16 protein-coding genes and 1 pseudogene are annotated in these 15,984 nt (G+C 65.9%); 8 read left to right on the top strand and 9 right to left on the bottom strand.

The window, feature by feature from the left end:
• Positions 1–47 precede the first annotated feature (47 nt).
• The 3 genes from ACESY8_RS07130 to ACESY8_RS07120 form a co-directional block, all read right to left on the bottom strand.
• Complete coding sequence (locus tag ACESY8_RS07130; RefSeq protein ID WP_434307859.1) at positions 48–1,883, bottom strand: heavy metal translocating P-type ATPase; 1,836 nt, start codon at positions 1,881–1,883, stop codon at positions 48–50.
• An 85-nt stretch (positions 1,884–1,968) separates the two neighbouring features.
• On the bottom strand, positions 1,969–2,244 hold the full coding sequence (locus tag ACESY8_RS07125; protein WP_024725326.1) for a metal-sensing transcriptional repressor: 276 nt from the start codon (positions 2,242–2,244) through the stop codon (positions 1,969–1,971).
• 103 nt (positions 2,245–2,347) lie between these two features.
• A complete protein-coding gene (locus tag ACESY8_RS07120; protein WP_007489963.1) occupies positions 2,348–2,743 on the bottom strand; it encodes a hypothetical protein in 396 nt (131 codons plus the stop codon).
• A 188-nt stretch (positions 2,744–2,931) separates the two neighbouring features.
• Here ACESY8_RS07120 and ACESY8_RS07115 point away from each other — a divergent pair, with 188 nt between their 5' ends.
• The 3 genes from ACESY8_RS07115 to lepB all read left to right on the top strand — a co-directional run bounded on the left by ACESY8_RS07115 (position 2,932) and on the right by lepB (position 5,795).
• Entirely contained in the window at positions 2,932–3,414 is a 483-nt protein-coding gene (locus ACESY8_RS07115; RefSeq protein ID WP_009257448.1) for a deoxycytidylate deaminase, read from the top strand.
• 212 nt (positions 3,415–3,626) lie between these two features.
• The gene (rny, locus tag ACESY8_RS07110; protein WP_034565842.1) at positions 3,627–5,171 is read left to right on the top strand and encodes a ribonuclease Y; all 1,545 of its coding nucleotides are present in this window, start codon (positions 3,627–3,629) and stop codon (positions 5,169–5,171) included.
• Positions 5,172–5,231: 60 nt separating this feature from the next.
• Positions 5,232–5,795 (top strand): signal peptidase I, encoded by a 564-nt coding sequence (gene lepB, locus ACESY8_RS07105; RefSeq protein ID WP_054339448.1) that lies wholly within the window; start codon positions 5,232–5,234, stop codon positions 5,793–5,795.
• Between the two features lie 81 nt (positions 5,796–5,876).
• Here the strand turns inward: lepB and ACESY8_RS07100 are convergent, their stop codons facing one another.
• From ACESY8_RS07100 to ACESY8_RS07080, 5 genes are all read right to left on the bottom strand, one after another.
• The gene (locus ACESY8_RS07100) at positions 5,877–9,047 is read right to left on the bottom strand and encodes an SEL1-like repeat protein (RefSeq protein ID WP_204682117.1); all 3,171 of its coding nucleotides are present in this window, start codon (positions 9,045–9,047) and stop codon (positions 5,877–5,879) included.
• 122 nt (positions 9,048–9,169) lie between these two features.
• Positions 9,170–10,219, bottom strand: coding sequence for a DUF4179 domain-containing protein (locus tag ACESY8_RS07095; protein WP_153810768.1), 1,050 nt, complete (start codon positions 10,217–10,219; stop codon positions 9,170–9,172).
• Positions 10,212–10,697 (bottom strand): RNA polymerase sigma factor, encoded by a 486-nt coding sequence (locus ACESY8_RS07090; protein WP_054339446.1) that lies wholly within the window; start codon positions 10,695–10,697, stop codon positions 10,212–10,214. Before ACESY8_RS07090 ends, ACESY8_RS07095 begins: the two co-directional genes overlap by 8 nt.
• Positions 10,698–10,990: 293 nt before the next feature.
• Positions 10,991–12,079 carry a PTS sugar transporter subunit IIC gene (locus tag ACESY8_RS07085; RefSeq protein ID WP_054339445.1) on the bottom strand — a complete coding sequence of 363 codons (1,089 nt, stop codon included), beginning with the start codon at positions 12,077–12,079 and terminating at the stop codon, positions 10,991–10,993.
• A 109-nt stretch (positions 12,080–12,188) separates the two neighbouring features.
• Positions 12,189–13,181 (bottom strand): biotin--[acetyl-CoA-carboxylase] ligase, encoded by a 993-nt coding sequence (locus ACESY8_RS07080; RefSeq protein WP_054339444.1) that lies wholly within the window; start codon positions 13,179–13,181, stop codon positions 12,189–12,191.
• Positions 13,182–13,316: 135 nt separating this feature from the next.
• On the opposite strand from ACESY8_RS07080, the gene ACESY8_RS07075 reads away from it, so the two are divergent.
• From ACESY8_RS07075 to ACESY8_RS07055, 5 genes and pseudogenes are all read left to right on the top strand, one after another.
• Positions 13,317–13,856, top strand: a complete 540-nt coding sequence (locus ACESY8_RS07075; RefSeq protein WP_054339443.1) for a biotin transporter BioY — start codon at positions 13,317–13,319, stop codon at positions 13,854–13,856.
• A 70-nt stretch (positions 13,857–13,926) separates the two neighbouring features.
• Positions 13,927–14,217: a sporulation protein YabP gene (gene yabP / locus ACESY8_RS07070; RefSeq protein WP_009257440.1), complete on the top strand. Its 291-nt coding sequence runs from the start codon at positions 13,927–13,929 to the stop codon at positions 14,215–14,217.
• Between the two features lies 1 nt (position 14,218).
• A pseudogene (gene yabQ, locus ACESY8_RS07065) lies at positions 14,219–14,479 on the top strand (spore cortex biosynthesis protein YabQ); the annotation flags it as partial.
• A 232-nt stretch (positions 14,480–14,711) separates the two neighbouring features.
• The gene (locus ACESY8_RS07060; protein ID WP_009257439.1) at positions 14,712–14,987 is read left to right on the top strand and encodes a septum formation initiator family protein; all 276 of its coding nucleotides are present in this window, start codon (positions 14,712–14,714) and stop codon (positions 14,985–14,987) included.
• Between the two features lie 30 nt (positions 14,988–15,017).
• The gene (locus tag ACESY8_RS07055; RefSeq protein WP_009257438.1) at positions 15,018–15,455 is read left to right on the top strand and encodes a S1 RNA-binding domain-containing protein; all 438 of its coding nucleotides are present in this window, start codon (positions 15,018–15,020) and stop codon (positions 15,453–15,455) included.
• Positions 15,456–15,528: 73 nt separating this feature from the next.
• Here the strand turns inward: ACESY8_RS07055 and ACESY8_RS07050 are convergent, their stop codons facing one another.
• Positions 15,529–15,771: an RNA-binding S4 domain-containing protein gene (locus ACESY8_RS07050; protein WP_007493718.1), complete on the bottom strand. Its 243-nt coding sequence runs from the start codon at positions 15,769–15,771 to the stop codon at positions 15,529–15,531.
• Positions 15,772–15,984: the final 213 nt, after the last annotated feature.

Here is a 15,984-nt window from a genome sequence, read left to right as displayed (position 1 = left end):
CGGGGCGGCGGCTCTGTTTTTCCATATGCTCCATGCTCCCCGCGGCGTCAGCTCTTTCTCCTCCATTTCAGCAGCAGGGCGGAGTTGAGGATCACCAGCACGGAGCCGGCGTTGTGAACCAGGGCCCCCACCACGGGGTTGAGGACGCCGGTCATGGCCAGCACGATGGCCACTAGGTTGAGGGCCATAGAGAAGGCCAGGTTGAGGCGGATGGTGGTCATCATCCGCCGAGACAGGGCCAGCAGGTGGGGCAGCTCCTCCACCCGGTCGTTCACCAGAACGATGTCGGCGGCGTCCACGGCGATATCACTGCCCACGCCCCCCATGGCGATGCCTACAAAGGCCCTTTTCAGGGCGGGGGCGTCGTTGATGCCGTCGCCCACCATGCAGATCCGGACGCCCGCCTGCTGAGCACGGTCGATCCAGTTGAGCTTGTCCTCCGGCAGACACCCCGCCCGGTACTCCCGAATGGACAGCGTCCGGGCGATGTGGGCGGCGGCGTTCTCGTTGTCGCCGGTGAGGAGCACCGGGGACACCCCCTCCGCGCTCAGGGCCCGGAGCATGGCCGCCGCCTCTCCCCGCACCGTGTCCGCCAGGGCGCAGAAGCCGGCGGGGGCTCCGTCCACCGCCAGATAGATGAGGGTGCACCCCTGGGCCAGAAAACCCTCCGCCTCCGCTCTGGCCGCCGGGGGAAGGGCCGCGCCCGCCTCCTCCAGCAGGGCCTCGCTGCCTGCCAGGACGGTATGGCCGTCCAGCACCGCCCGGAGGCCCCGGCCGGGCAGGGCCTCGAAGTCCTCCGCCGGGGCGGGCGTCCCGCCTCCGGCGGCCTGCCACCCCCTGACCACCGCTTTGCCCAGGGGATGCTCCGAGCCCAGCTCCGCCCGGGCCAGCCAGGCGTAGACCTGTTCCTCCGTCACGCCGGGGGACAGGCTGCGCACCGCCGTCACCTCGGGCACGCCGCGGGTCAGGGTGCCCGTCTTGTCGAAGGCCGCCTTGCCCACCTGGGCCAGCCGCTCCAAGGCGTCCCCCTCCCGCACCAGGAAGCTGTGGCGGGTGGCGTTGCCGATGGCCGCCATGATGGCGGTGGGGGTGGCCAGCACCAGGGCGCAGGGGCAGAACACCACCAGGATGGTCACCGCCCGGATCACCTGACCGCTGAGCAGCCACGTGAGGGCTGCGGAAGCGAGGGCGGCGACCACGATCCAGGTGGCCCAGCGGTCGGCCAGGCCCACGATCTTCGCCTTGCCCGCATCCGCCGACTGCACCAGGCGGATCATCCGCTGGATGGAGCTGTCCTCCCCCACCCGGGCGGCCTCCATCTCAAAGGAGCCGAACTGGTTGACGGTGCCGCTGAATACCTCGTCTCCCGGCCCCTTGTCCACTGGGAGGGACTCGCCGGTCATCACCGCCTGGTTGACGGAGGTCTGTCCGGCCCGCACCACCCCGTCCACCGGAATGGTCTCTCCGGGGAGCACCCGCAGCCGGTCCCCCACCGCCACAGCCTTGGCGGGGATGCTCTCCTCCCCGGCGGCGGTCACCCGCCGGGCGGTGCGGGGCGTCAGCCGGACCAGCTTTTCGATGCCCGCCCGGGCCTTGGCCACCGTCCGCTCCTCCAGCAGAGAGCCAAGCTGCATGATGAAGGCGATCTCACCGGCGGCAAAGATCTCCCCAATGGCCACCGAGGCGAGCAGCGCCAGGGACACCAGCACGTCGGCCTTGATGTCAAAGCGGGTGAACAGCCCCACGGCCGCCTCCCTGACAATGGGCGCGCCGCAGAGCAGGATGGCCAGCCACGCCGGGTTCACCGGCAGGGCCGCCGGGGCAAAAAAGCTCAACAGGAGGGAACCCCCTCCCAGCGCAAGGAATGTGATATCCCGTTTCATATACCCATACCCCCTATAGGTATATTTATACCCCCATGGGTATTATTTGTCAAGAAAAAAGCGGCCCAAACGGGCCGCATCAGCGTCAGCTCATACGTGAGAAGTGCTCGATGGCTTTGGCGAATTCCGCAATGGTCCGGTCCGCGTCTCCGTGCTCGATGCCGTCCCGGACGCAGTGGTTGAGATGCCCCTCCAGCACCACCTGTCCCACCTTGTGCAGTGCGCTCTTGGCGGCGTTGATCTGCATCAGCATGTCCTCACAGGGCACGTCCTGATCCACCATCTTGTCGATGGCGCCCAACTGCCCGATGATCTTTTTCAGTCTGCGGTGGAGGTTGTCCGCATCCATACACTGTCTCAATGGCTTCACCCACTTTCTTTGCTATGATACCAGCTTTTCGCCCGCCTGTAAAGGCAAAGCGGGACCGGCGCGGCAAGGCGCGCCGGTCCCGGCCGGTGAAAGCTCAGCTCCGCTCCTCAAAGCTGGCGCCGCAGTTGCGGCAGTTGACGGTGATCTTCCCCTTCCCCCGGGGCACCCGCAGATACTGTCCGCAGTTGGGGCACTTGAAGTAGCGGTGCTCCTTGTCCCGGCGGATGGTACGGCGCATCCGCAGCCAGCGTATGGCGGGTCCGGCCAGAGCCAGAAACCGGGCGTTCTCCGCCCGGCGGCGGTCGATACGGCGGGAGAACATGCGGAACAGATCCCACAAGAGCACTGCCAGCGCCAGCCAGGAGAGCACCTCCAGGTGGGGCAGGCCGGACAGAAGAATGAGGACGATATAGACCACGAGGAGGAAAAAGGAGAGCTGGTCGCTTCCATACCGGCCGTACATCAATTTTCGAATGAAGTTCATCACCATGAAATACGGTCGTCTCCTTTGAAGTTAAAAATAAATTTTTTCTGAACTTATGATAGCGCCTCCCTGTTTCTTCGTCAAGGAAGGAAACGTAAACAATATGTGAATTGTCCGCCCGGGACAGCCATTCCGGGGCTTGCGGGACGGCGGAAAACCCGGTATACTGGTAAAAAAGCATGGGAGGGGCGTTTATGGGACGCATCGACAAGGAGAATTACTATCTGGACATCGCCCAGACGGTGGCCGGGCGCTCCACCTGCCTGCGCCGGTGCTATGGGGCCATTCTCGTCAAGAGCGACGAGATCATCTCCACTGGCTACAACGGCGCCCCCCGCGGGCGGCGCAACTGCGTGGATCTGAACTACTGCACCCGCGAGGCGCTGAACATCCCATCCGGGGAGCGGTACGAGCTGTGCCGCTCCGTCCACGCCGAGGCCAACGCCATCATCTCCGCCGCCCGCCGCGAAACCCTGGGCGCCACCCTCTACATGGCCTGCGTGGAGCCGGACACCGGGGCGCTGATTCCCGGCTCCACCTCCTGCTCCATGTGCCGCCGCCTCATCATCAACGCCGGCATCGAGCGGGTGGTCATCCGGGACACCCGCACGGAGTACCGGGTGGTGGAGGTGGCCGACTGGGTGCGGGAGGACGACTCCCTGCCCCGATCCCTTTGAGGCCCAGGGCCGCAGAAATTGATTCCGAACAGGAATGTTCTTGACAGAAGGCCGCCGCAGACTTAAAATAGATAAGGTGTAATATTTTGAAGAACGAGGGGTAAGCTCTTCAAATTTTGTGCGCTCTGCCCAAGAGCGGGCGGGAGCGCGTGCATCCGTTTCATGAAAAAGAACTTTGAAAATCCAAGATATGGAGGTGTGTTGAACCCTTGATGCAGACTGTCATCGCCTGTGTGATCACGGCCGTGGTCGCACTCATCATAGGCATTCCCATCGGCATTCAAATCCGCAAACGCACCGCGGAAAAAGAGATCAACAGTGCGGAGGAGGAGGCCAAGCGCATCATCAACGAGTCCATCAAGAGCGCCGAGAGTAAGAAGCGGGAGGCGCTGGTGGAGGCCAAGGAGGAGATTCTCCAGGCCCGCAACGAGTATGAGCGCGAGGTGAAGGAGCGCCGGGCCGATCTGCAGAAGCAGGAGCGGCGGCTCCAGCAGAAGGAAGAGAACCTGGACCGCAAGACCGAGAACATCGAGAAGAAGGAGGACACCCTGCAGCGCAAGCTGGCCGAGCTGGACGAGGCCCGGGACGAGGTGGCCACCGTCAAGAAGACCCAGATGGAGGTGCTGGAGCGCATCTCCGGCTTCACCGCCGAGGAGGCCAAGAACTACCTCATCAACCAGCTTGCCGAGGAGGTCACCCATGAGTCGGCCATGAAGGTGCGGGAGATCGAGGCCCAGTTTAAGGAGGAGGCCGACACCCGCGCCAAGGAGATCCTGTCCTTGGCCATTCAGCGTTGCGCCGCCGACCATGTGGCCGAAGCCACCGTCTCTGTGGTTCCCCTGCCCAATGACGAGATGAAGGGCCGCATCATCGGCCGCGAGGGCCGCAACATCCGCACGCTGGAGACCATGACCGGCGTGGATCTGATCATCGACGACACGCCGGAGGCCATCACCGTCTCCTGCTTCGACCCGGTGCGCCGGGAAATCGCCCGCATCGCCCTGGAGAAGCTCATCCAGGACGGCCGCATCCATCCCACCCGCATCGAGGAGATGGTGGAGAAGGCCAAGCGGGAGGTGGACGCCACCATTAAGGCCGAGGGCGAGCGCGCCGTGTTCGAGACCAATGTCCACGGCCTGCACCCCGAGCTCATCAAGCTGCTGGGCCGCATGCGCTACCGCACCAGCTACGGCCAGAACGTGCTCAACCACTCCATCGAGGTGTCCCACCTGGCGGGGCTGATCGCCGCCGAGATCGGCGCCGACGTGACCCAGGCCAAGCGGGCCGGCCTGCTCCACGACCTGGGCAAGTCCATCGACCACGAGGTGGAGGGCTCCCACGTGCAGATCGGCGTGGAGCTGGCCCGGAAGTACCGGGAGAACGAGGACATCGTGCATGCCATTGAGGCGCACCACAACGACGTGGAGCCCCGCACCATCGTGGCCTGCATCGTCCAGGCAGCCGACGCCATCTCCGCCGCCCGCCCCGGCGCCCGCCGCGAGAACCTGGAGAACTATATCAAGCGTCTGGAGAAGCTGGAGGAGGTCACCTCCTCCTTCCCCGGCGTGGAGAAGTCCTTCGCCATTCAGGCCGGCCGCGAGGTGCGCATTATGGTGGCCCCGGACAAGGTCAGCGAGGATCAGATGGTGCTCCTGGCCCGGGACATCGCCAAGAAGATCGAGGAGGAGCTGGAGTATCCCGGCCAGATCAAGGTCAACATGATCCGGGAGACCAAGGTCATCGAGTACGCGAAATAAGATACGCACGGGAGGGGCTGCTGGACAGCCCCTCCTTTGTCGAAAGCGGGGAGTTTGCCCATGAAAAAACCGGAAAAAGAAGAAAAGCCCCTCAGCGGCGCTCAGGAGGCCTACGAGTGGCTTCAGATTTTGATTGTGGCCCTGGTGACCATCATTCTGGTATTCACCTTCGTGGGGCGCATCACCCCGGTGGTGGGGGAGTCCATGCTGCCCACCCTCCACGAGGGGGATGTGATGCTGATCCGGGACATCGGCTACACCGATCCCCAGCCGGGGGACATCGTGGTGCTCACCAAGGAGTTTGACGCCGCCAGGGGGCCCATCGTCAAGCGGATCATCGCTGTGGAGGGCCAGACGGTGGACATCGACTACCAGACCGGCACCGTCTATGTGGACGGCGAAGCCCTGGACGAGCCCTATCTGAACGAGCCCATGGAGGAGCCCTGGTATGAGGATCTCACCTCCGTGACGGTGCCGGAGGGGTCGGTCTTCGTCATGGGGGATAACCGCAACCACTCCAACGACAGCCGGGACGTGACCCTGGGCACCGTGGACACGCGCTATCTGCTGGGCAAGGCGGAGTTCATCTGCTTCCCCTTCTCCGACTTCGGACGCATCGGCTGAGGGAGGCGGCCGCCCCGCCCGGCCGGGGATCATACAATCGCGGGCCGCAGGCAATGCCTGCGCCCCGCGATTGATTTTGTCCTATTTTCCAAACAGCCGGCCCAGGAAGGACTTCTTTTTCTTCGGCTGTTCCGCCGCTCCGGCGGGGGCGGCCTTGTCCAGCTCCTCCAGCTCCTCCTTGGCGTCGAAGCCCAGGTCAATGGCCTTTTGGTAGCACGTCCGGGCCTGTGCCGCGTCGGCCTCCACGCCCTGGCCCTCCCGGTAACAGTCACCCAGCAGGCACATGGCCCGGCCGGAGCCGCCTTCGGCGGCCTTTCGGAACCAATACACCGCCTGCGCCGGGTCAGGCCGTATGCCGATCCCCTTGAGCATGCAGTAGCCCAGGTTACACTGGCCCACGGAGCTGCCCTGTTCGGCGGCCTGGCGGTACAGCTTCACGGCCCGGGCCTTGTCCTCCTTCACGCCCTTGCCGCTCTCATAGCAGTAGCCCAGGTTGCACTGGGCGCGGGGATAGCCCTGCTCCGCCGCCCGCTCGTACCACTCCACGGCCTTGGCGGCGTCCTCCGCTACGCCCACGCCCCGGTCATAGAAGAAGCCCAGGTTGCACTGGGCCGGGGCATACCCCCGCCGGGCGGCCTTCTCATACCACTCCGCCGCCTTGGTCTTGTCCTCCGCCACACCCTCGCCGTACTCATAGCACAGGCCCAGGTTGCACATGGCCCTGGGGTGCTCCTGCTCGGCGGCCCTGGCATACCACTCCACGGCCTTGGTCTTGTCCTCCGCCACGCCGATGCCCTGCTCGTAGCAGTAGGCCAGATTACACTGAGCGGTGGCATGGCCCCGCTGGGCGGCCTTTTCGTACCACTCCACCGCCTTGGTCTTGTCCTCCGCCGTGCCGCTCCCCACCTCGTAGCAGTAGCCCAAGGCGCACTGGGCGGGAGGATAGCCCTGCTCCGCCGCCTGGGTATAGAGCTGGAAGGCCCGCGCCGCATCCATTTCGGTGCCCTCCCCGTCCCGGCACAGGTCGCCCAGGATGCTCTGTGCCCGGGCATTCCCCTGGGCCGCCGCCTTCTCCAGCCACCGCACGGCGGCGGCCGCGTCCCGCTCCACTCCGTTTCCGTTGAGGTAGCACACCGCCAGGTTGCATTGGCCCGGGGCATAGCCCTCCTCGGCGCTCTTGCGGTACCACAGCACCGCATGGCGCAGATCCTCTTCCACGCCATCCCCGTTCTCATAGCACAGCCCCAGGTCGCACATGGCGGGCACATAGCCGCCCTTGGCGGCGGCCCGGTAGAGCTCCACGGCCCGGGCCTTGTCCTCGGGCACGCCGTTGCCGGTGAGCAGCAGATCCCCCAGAATCCCCTGGGCCCGCGGGAACTCCTGCTCCGCCGCCTTTTCCAGCCAGCCTACGGCCTCCTCCGCGCTCCGTTCCGCGCCGGTCCCGTTGAGCAGGCATACGGCCAGATTGGTTATGGCCGGGGCATAGCCCTCCCCGGCGGCCTTGGTGTACCAGTACACCGCCTTGGCCGGGTCCTCGGTCAGTCCCTCCCCCAGCTCGAAGGCCAGCCCCAGGCTGCACATAGCAGGGGGATAGTTCTGTTTGGCGGCCTTTCCATACCACTCCGCCGCCTGGGCCGCGTCGGCCTCCACGCCGTCGCCGTCCCGGTAGCAGCTTCCCAACAGGCTCTGGGCCCGGGCCTGGCCCTGCTCCGCCGCCTTCTCCAGCCAAGGGATGGCCTTCTCCGGCGCCGCCTCCATGCCGATGCCGGTGAGAAAGCAGTAGGCCAGATTGGTCTGGGCCGGGGCATAGCCCCCCTCGGCGGCCCTGGTGTACCACTCCACCGCCTGGGCCTTGTCCTCCGCCACGCCGTCGCCGGTCTCATAGCACAGGCCCAGACTGCATATGGCGGGCAGGTAGCCGTCCGCCGCAGACTCCCGGTAGAGGGAGAGGGCCCTCTCCTTGTCCTGCTCCACCCCACGGCCATCCAGGTAGAAGTCCCCCAGGATGCTCTTGGCCCGGGCGGAGCCGCCCTCCACCGCCTTCTGGAACCACGCCACCGCCTGGGCCATGTCCTCCTCCACGCCGATGCCGTTGAGATAGCACACCGCCAGGTTGCACATGGCGGGAGCGTAGTCCTGCTCCGCCGCCTTCCGGTAGCACTCCGCCGCCTGGACCTTGTCCTCCGCCACGCCGTTGGCGTTCTCGTAGCACAGGCCCAGGTCGCACAGCGCCGGGGCGTAGCCCTGGTCGGCGGCCTGCCGGTAGAGCTCCGCCGCCCGGGCCGGGTCGGCCTCCACGCCCTTGCCGTCCAGATAGCAGTCGCCCAGCAGATCCTGGGCACGTGCGAAGCTCTGCTCCGCTGCCCGGCGGAACCACTCCGCCGCCGCGGCCGGGTCGGCCTCGGTGCCCACGCCGTGGAGCGTGAGCACGCCCAGATTGCACTGGGCCGGGGCGTAGTCCTGCTCCGCCGCCTTCCGGTAGCACTCCACCGCCTTGGCCTTGTCCTGCTCCACGCCGTCCCCGTGCTCATAGCACAGGCCCAGGTTGCACAGGGCGGGGGGATAGTCCTGCTCGGCGGCCTGCCGGTAGAGCCGGGCCGCCTCCCCCCGGTCCTGCTCCACGCCAGTGCCGTCCCAGTGGCAGTCGCCCAGAATGTTCAGCGCCCGGGGAAACTTCTGCTCCGCCGCCTTCTCCAGCCACTGGTGGGCGCACTCCACATCCTTGTCCACGCCGATTCCGTTGAAGTAGCACACCGCCAGATTGGTCTGGGCCGGGGCGTAATCCTGCTCCGCCGCCTGGAGGTAGCACTCCGCCGCCCGGGCCTCGTCCTTCTCCACGCCGGAGCCGTTCTCATAGCTCAGGCCCAGGTCGCACTGGGCGGGGGCATAGTCCTGCTCCGCCGCCTGCTGAAAGAGCTCCGCCGCCCGGGCCTCGTCCTTCTCCACCCCTGCGCCGGACTGGTAACAGCGCCCCAGCAGGTCGGTGGCCCGGAGATCCCCGTCCTCCGAGGCCAGGGCAAACCAGCGGGCCGCCTGGGCCGGATCCTTGTCGGTCCCGTCGCCCTCGGTATAGCGCACGCCAAGGTCGTAATAGACGGAGGCGTCTCCGCCCTCCGCCTGCTCCAGCAGGGTCTGGAACTCCTCGCGGGCGCGCTGGAGTCCCTCCACCGCCTTCTGAATCAGATGGGTATCCACAAAAATGACCTGCTGATCCTCGAAGGATTCACGGTTATTGTTGGCATTCGTGTCCATGACCGTTCCCCAATCTATGTAGTATGGGGATATTATACGCCGCCCATAGGATTTTGTCTATGGCGGAAAACGGGGAAGAGCCGGTGCGGTTTTTACCGCACCGGGTCTTTTGAACGATCCGTTCAGCACAGGGGGATCTCCACCCCGCAGATGGAGACGGAGGCCAGTTCATCCACGTCCAGCAGGGTGTCAGACCAGCGGGCAAGACGGATATAACCCTCCTCCGGGTGATCCAGGTCGCCGCCGCTGCACCCGCTGCCCGACAGACTGCCACAGGGTGCGATGACCTCCCCGTCCTTCGTGGTAAGGGTGACCTCCTGGTACTCCGTACAGCCATACCAGCCGTCGGGGGCATTCATGGGCACCCACTGGTGGTGCCCCTTCAGCGCTTCTCCCTCAATGGACGCATAGACGCCGAAGGGGGAGACCTCCACCGAGGTGAGCACGGCATCCACGCCCAGCGTATGGACAGGCAGGTTTGGCTCCAGGCGGATCACGCTGTCCGGATAGGAGACTGTGAAATCGAACTGCCACACCGCCTCACAGCCATGGGCCGGCTCAAACTCCCGGTCCTCCCGATCCCAGATGGAGAAGTCCCGAAACGTCAGCTTCACCCGCTGACCATTGAAGCTGCCGTCGTAGGGGCCACGCCCCAGCAAGCGCAGAGCGAACTGTACCCGGTTGTCGGTGGGATCTTCATCGGGCAGCTGGGTGCAGCTCATTGTGGAGAGAAAACTATACAGGCCGGGAAATTGACAGTCATACCAGTCGATATAATAGTTCTCCGCATCCAGCACTGTGCCCTCCGGCCCGGCGATCTCCAGGCCGAACCAGAGATTGCGGTCGTCTCCCACGCAGTCGGTCAGCGTCACGGTCCAGCCGTCTTTGGTCACCGACTGGCCCAGCTCCGCGGCGCTCTGCTGATATGCGGCGCTGTCACCGAAATAGCTCCGCAGCACCGGGGAGACGGTCACCGCCGCCCCCACCGACAACACCAGCATGCCGATCAGGGCGGCCACCGCCACGGCGGTACGGCTCCAGCAGCGCGTCCTTCTGTGCCCATCCCCCTCCGCCGCCAGCTCCCGCCGGGCCTCCAGGGCCCGAACCAGCTCCCGCTTGCTCTCCTCCGTCAGGCGCACCTGCTCCAGCTCCTCCCGATACCGTCTATCCATCACAGCAGCTCCCTTCCAGCCGTTCCCGCAGCTTGGCCCGCGCCCGCGCCAGGTGGGTGCTCACCAGGGCGGGAGACTGGCCCAGCAGGGCCGCGATCTCGTGTACCTCGTACTCCTCATAGTACCGCAGGTAGACCACCTGCCGGTATTTGGGGGGCAGGCCGTTCACCAGGGCCAGCAGCGCGCCGTCCTCTGGCTCCGGCGCCTCCGCCGCCAGGTGCAGGCCCTCCTCCAGCGGCGCCCGGCGGCGGAACCAGGCGCTCTTTTTCCAGTTCTTGCAGGCGTTGACGCTCAGCCGTACCACCCACGCCCGCTCCTGGCCCAAATCGGGGAAGCGACGGCCCTCCTCTACCAGCTTGATGAGCACCGTCTGGCAGATGTCCTTGGCGTCGTCCATGTCCCCCAGCCAGGTGTAGCCGATGCGGAGGATGGCGTCGGCGTACCGCTCCACCAGCTCCTCCGCCCGCGTCCCGTCCATGGCCTCGCCCCCTTTCACCTCTATAACAACACAGGCGGGCCGGATCTGTCAATTCCGCGTAAAACTTCATGCGCCTGGGACGCAGAGGGCGGCGCGCGGCCAATTTTGCTCCGCCTTTGCACAGCAAAAAAGCGGGGCGGCAAGAGCCGCGCCGCAGCCTGCCGAACGCGTTTTTCGACGGCCTCAGCGGGAAATCGCAGGGGCGGGGCTCCTCCCCGTCCGCAGGCGGCCACAAGGGCCGCCCCTACAGGCGCGCGCCGCGTGCTGCCCGCGCGGCGATACGCCGGGCCCTGTCACTCCAGGGTCAGATCCCCCTCCTTGATCCACCCGATGCGCCGGAAGAAGAGGCCGAACAGCCAGCAGAGCACCGCAGGGAGGACAAAGCAGATGAGCGCCAGCCCAACCCAGTCCAGGGAGGTGATGGCCGCCTTGGCCCCGGTGGCCACATCGTTGACCCATCCGGCGTACACCCCGATGGGGCCCACCATGCCGCAGGTGCCCATGCCGGAGGCCACGGCGGAGGCCGGGTCGTTCATCTCCAGCCGGAACAGGCAGGTGGCCAGGGGGCCGGTGATGGCCGAGGTGAGGATCGCGGGCAGCCAGATGCGGGGATTGCGGACGATGTTGCCCATCTGGAGCATGGAGGTGCCCAGGCCCTGGCTGACCAACCCGCCCCAGCGGTTCTCCCGGAAGGAGAGCACCGCAAAGCCCACCATATTGGCGCAGCAGCCCGCCACGGCGGCCCCTCCGGCCAGCCCCGTCAGGCCGATGGCGGCACAGATGGCGGCCGACGAGATGGGCAGAGTAAGGGCCACGCCGATGACCACCGACACCAGAATCCCCATCCAGAAGGGCTGGAGCACGGTGGCCCACTTGACAACGTCCCCCACGGCGGAGGCCGCGGTGCCGATGGCCGGGGCCAGCAGGGCGGACAGCCCCACTCCGGCCAGGATGGTGGCCAGGGGGGTGACCAGAATGTCGATTTTCGTCTCCTTGGACACCGCCTTGCCCAGCTCGGCGGCAACTACGGCGATGAACAGCACCGCAAGGGGCCCGCCCGCCCCCTTGCCGCCGGACAGGGTGACGCTGCCCAGGGCGTTGGCGGCATAGCCCACCGTGGCCAGGGAAAACAGCACCAGGGGCGGCGCCTGGAGGGCGTAGCCGATGGCCACGGCCATGGCCGAGCCGCTCATGGCGGAGGCGTAGCCCCCCACCGTCACCAGGAAGGCGATGCCGAGCTGCTTGCCCAGCGTGTCCAGAATGGTGCCGATGAGCAGGGAGCAGAACAGCCCCTGGGCCATGGCCCCCAATGCGTCCACCCCATACCGCTTTGCCGAGAGGACAATATTTTTTCGCTCGAGAAATGCGCTGCATACTCCCATATTTCCGTCTCTCCTTTACACATGTCATGACACATAACTTGTCTTATTATAGCGGAACAGGCGGATTTGTCAAGCAAAAAGCGCGGGACACGTCCCGCGCTTTTGGAGATCACACATACCCCAGCAGCCCCCGGACGGACACCTCGCCGGAGGACACCGCCTCCCGGCTGCCGTCGGCGCGGCGCACCACCAGGGCGAAGGTATCGTCCACCGCCTCGGCAAAGGCCTCCTCCTCCCCGCCCGCCCGGAGCAGGCGCACCGTCCGGCCCAGGGTGAGGCAGTCGGCCCGGTACCGCTCCAGCCAGGCCGCCCGCTCCGCCGGGAAGGCGGCGTACAGCTCGTCCAGGGCGGCCAGCACGGCCGCCGCCATCTCCGCCCGGCGGGGGGCCCGTCCCAGAGCCTGGGCCAGGGAGACGGCCACCGGGGCCACCTCCGGCCCGAAGTCGGCTGCGGTCTGGGTGAGGTTGATCCCCACCCCCACCACCACATGGCGCAGGGCGGCGCTCTCCGCCTCCAGCTCCAGCTCGGTGAGAATGCCGCACAGCTTCCGCCCGTCCAGGATCACGTCGTTTGGCCACTTGATCCCCGGCCGCACGCCGCACACCCGCTCCACCGCATTGCACACCGCCACCGCCGTCCACGCCGTCAGGGCCGATACCTCCTCCAGGGGGCACCGGGGGCGGAGGAGGACCGACAGATAAAGCCCCTGCCCCGCAGGGGAGACAAAGGAGCGGCCCCGGCGGCCCCGGCCGCCGGTCTGCTGCTCCGCCACCACCGCCAGGCCGTCGGCGGCCCCGGCCAGGGCCCGGCGCTTGACCTCGTTGTTGGTGGAGTCCACCGTCTCCAGGCACACCAGCGCGCGGCCCACCCGGCGGCCCGCCAGGGCTCCGGCCAGCTCCCCGGCGGACAGCCGGTCCGGCGAGCCCTCCAGGGCGTAGCCCCGGCGGGGGGCGGAGGAGATGACATACCCCTCGTCCCGCAGAGACTCCATGGCCTTCCACACCGCCGCCCGGCTCACCCCCAGGGCACGGCTCATCTCCTCCCCCGACAGGGGCTTCCCCTCCCGGGCCTTTAACAGCGCCAGCACCTCGTCCCGCAGCATTCGCTCCACTTCCTTTCACCCTCTATTGTACCCGTCCCCTCCTAAATCGTCAACCTATATCTCTTTTTAGTTGACATTTTATTAAATGTAAACTATAATCATTTTTAAGTTTACAATTAGGAGGGAACACCTGTCATGAAGACAAGAGAACTGGCCTACACCGGCATCCTGGCGGCTCTGATCGCCGTCTGCTCCTGGATCTCCATCCCCACCGCCGTCCCCTTCACCCTACAGACCTTTGCCGTCTTTCTCACACTGGGCCTGCTGGGGGGCAGGCTGGGCACCCTGGCGGTGACCGTCTATCTGCTGCTGGGGGCCGTGGGACTGCCCGTCTTTGCCGGCTTCCACGGCGGCCTGGGGGCCTTTCTGGGGGCCACGGGCGGCTATCTGTTGGGCTTCCTTTTTACCGCCCTCACCATGTGGGGCGCCGAGCGATGGCTGGGAAAATCCGCCCCCGTCTTTCTCGGTTCCGCCGTCGTGGGTCAGATCCTGTGCTACCTGTTCGGCTCCGTCTGGTACTACGCGGTATACACCAGCTCCTCCGGGCCGGTAGGAATGTTCACCGTGTTGGGCTGGTGTGTGTTCCCCTTCCTCCTGCCCGACGCAGTCAAGCTGGCGCTGGCCTGGCTGTTGAGCCGCCGCCTGGCCCCCGCCCTTCGGATCAGCCGCCGCTGAGGGCCCTGGCATAACCCGCCCACCTGTCCCATATATATGAGACAAGACTATGGAAAGGCGGGGGAGAGCCATGCCGTACGAAGAAAACCGTCCGCGGGCGGAGGCGGCCCATCACATCATTCTGGAGGAGCGCGAACAGCTCTCAGTCTCCGGCGTGGAGGAGGTGGAGAGCTTTGACGAGAACACCATTGTCATGCTCACCAACCGGGGCACCCTCATCGTGCGGGGGGAGGAGCTGCACATCGAGAAGCTGAGCCTGGATGGCGGGGATTTGAAGGTGGAGGGCACCATCGACTCCCTCACCTACGAGGACAGCGGGCGGGACAGGGCGGGCGGCCTGTTTGCCCGGCTCTTCCGCTGAAATGACCGTATCCGTCACCGACCAGGCCCTCTTCTTTGCCGGGGCGCTGGTGATGGGGGCGGCGGTGGGGCTGCTGTACGACGCGTTCCGCATCCTCCGTGTGCGCGTCCGCCTCCCCCTGCTAGGTGGAGTGCTGGATTTGCTGTTCTGGCTGGTGGTCACCGTCGCCCTGTTTGTCTACACCACCACCGCCGGCAGCGGCGAAGTGCGCCTTTACATTGTGGCGGCCGTCCTCCTGGGCGCGGCGGCTTATTTCTGGCTGCTGAGCCGCTGGTTCCTCAAACTGGGCTACCGTCTGGCCGATCTCGTTGGGGTTTTGTGGCGTGTGCTTACACTACCGGTAGTGTTTCTCCTGAGGCTGTGTAAAAAAATCGGAAAAACCGCAAAAAAGTCCTTCCATTATCGGCGAAAGTGGTATAGAATAAGGCTGATATCCAGGGAAATGGATGAGCTGCACCGCTCGGACCGCCGCGCATCGGGAGGAGGTACCGCCTGTGAAAACCAAAAAAGCGTCCCTCCTGACCAAGCTGGTGGTACTGGCCCTGCTTATCGGCGCCGCCACCGGGCTGCTGAATCTGCGCCAGCAGATTCTGACCGCCCAGAGCGACCTGGCCGAGGCCGAGGCGCAGGTGGCAGCCCAGAAGCAGGTCAACGCCGACCTGTCCGACGCCGTGGAAAACAGCGATGATCCCGACCGGCAGGCCGACATCGCCCGCGGCAAGCTGGGCTTGGTAGAGCCGGGCGAGTACATTTTCCGTTTCACCGATTGAAAATTTATGAGAGAGGATTTAGCAGTCAGTATGGAGTTTGGTGTTGGTTCGGTTCTGGAAGGAAAGGTCACAGGCATCACAAAGTTCGGTGCGTTCGTCTCCTTGCCGGAGGGCAAGTCGGGTCTGGTGCATATCTCAGAGATCGCCTATTCCTATGTCAACGATGTGAAGGATCATCTCAAGGAAGGGCAGGAGGTCAAGGTCAAGGTCATCGGCATTGACGAGAACGGCCGCATCAACCTCTCCATCAAAAAGGCTATGGATCCCCCGCCCCGCCCCGCAGGCCAGGGCCGTCCTATGGGCCGCCCCGGCGGGCACACCGGCGGCGGCTTCCGCGGCAAGCCCGCCCCGGCGGAGCCCGCCAGCTTTGAGGACCGGCTCAAGCAGTTTATGGCCGCCTCGGACAGCAAGCTGTCCGAGCTGCGCCAGTCGGAGCGCCGCAGCTCCCGCCGCGGCGGCCGCAAGTAAGCCACAAAAAAACAGCCCTCCCATATGTGGGAGGGCTGTTTTTTGCTCTCAGCGCGGCGGGGGCGGTCCGCCCTCACAGCAGTTCTTTATACAGGGCGGGGGCGTCGGCCTTGCCCACGTGCTCGGCCACCGACAGCACCTCCACCTTTACGGTGCGCTCGCCGAAGCGCAGCTCCAGCACGTCGCCCGCCTTCACGTCGTAGCTGGCCTTCACCGGCCGGCCGTTGGCCGTGACCCGGGCGTTGTCGCAGGCCTCGTTGGCCACCGTCCGGCGCTTGATGAGCCGGGAGACCTTCAGCCATTTGTCCAGTCGCATGGGAATCTTCCTCCTCCATAGTCAACATAGTCAAGGGCCGCCGCAAGCCTGCGGCGGCCCTGTGGTTCTCTCTGTGGATGCGGCCCAGCCGGACATGGGGCCACTCGCCTCACGGGCGGGTGTGGGCACCCGTCCCTACGCCTCCGCCGGGCCCGGTGCAGCGCCGCGGGGGAACCATTCTGTGCACCCCTGTAGGGGGGGGGGGGGGGGGGG

Source organism: Clostridium sp. ATCC BAA-442 (assembly GCF_964239415.1).
Classification (GTDB): Bacteria; Bacillota; Clostridia; order Oscillospirales; family Oscillospiraceae; genus Flavonifractor; species Flavonifractor plautii.
The sequence above is the reverse complement of the archived record's forward strand: the minus strand, read 5'-3'. Positions and strand labels throughout refer to the sequence as shown.

Coding starts and splice junctions, on each gene's coding strand:
- ACESY8_RS07115 (WP_009257448.1), top strand. CDS start 2,932: ATGGGACGCATCGACAAGGAGAATTACTATCTGGACATCGCCCAGACG.
- ACESY8_RS07055 (WP_009257438.1), top strand. CDS start 15,018: ATGGAGTTTGGTGTTGGTTCGGTTCTGGAAGGAAAGGTCACAGGCATC.
- yabP (WP_009257440.1), top strand. CDS start 13,927: ATGCCGTACGAAGAAAACCGTCCGCGGGCGGAGGCGGCCCATCACATC.
- ACESY8_RS07120 (WP_007489963.1), bottom strand. CDS start 2,743: ATGGTGATGAACTTCATTCGAAAATTGATGTACGGCCGGTATGGAAGC.
- rny (WP_034565842.1), top strand. CDS start 3,627: ATGCAGACTGTCATCGCCTGTGTGATCACGGCCGTGGTCGCACTCATC.
- ACESY8_RS07090 (WP_054339446.1), bottom strand. CDS start 10,697: ATGGACGGGACGCGGGCGGAGGAGCTGGTGGAGCGGTACGCCGACGCC.
- ACESY8_RS07085 (WP_054339445.1), bottom strand. CDS start 12,079: ATGGGAGTATGCAGCGCATTTCTCGAGCGAAAAAATATTGTCCTCTCG.
- ACESY8_RS07130 (WP_434307859.1), bottom strand. CDS start 1,883: ATGAAACGGGATATCACATTCCTTGCGCTGGGAGGGGGTTCCCTCCTG.
- ACESY8_RS07075 (WP_054339443.1), top strand. CDS start 13,317: ATGAAGACAAGAGAACTGGCCTACACCGGCATCCTGGCGGCTCTGATC.
- ACESY8_RS07050 (WP_007493718.1), bottom strand. CDS start 15,771: ATGCGACTGGACAAATGGCTGAAGGTCTCCCGGCTCATCAAGCGCCGG.
- ACESY8_RS07095 (WP_153810768.1), bottom strand. CDS start 10,219: ATGGATAGACGGTATCGGGAGGAGCTGGAGCAGGTGCGCCTGACGGAG.
- ACESY8_RS07080 (WP_054339444.1), bottom strand. CDS start 13,181: ATGCTGCGGGACGAGGTGCTGGCGCTGTTAAAGGCCCGGGAGGGGAAG.
- ACESY8_RS07100 (WP_204682117.1), bottom strand. CDS start 9,047: ATGGACACGAATGCCAACAATAACCGTGAATCCTTCGAGGATCAGCAG.
- lepB (WP_054339448.1), top strand. CDS start 5,232: ATGAAAAAACCGGAAAAAGAAGAAAAGCCCCTCAGCGGCGCTCAGGAG.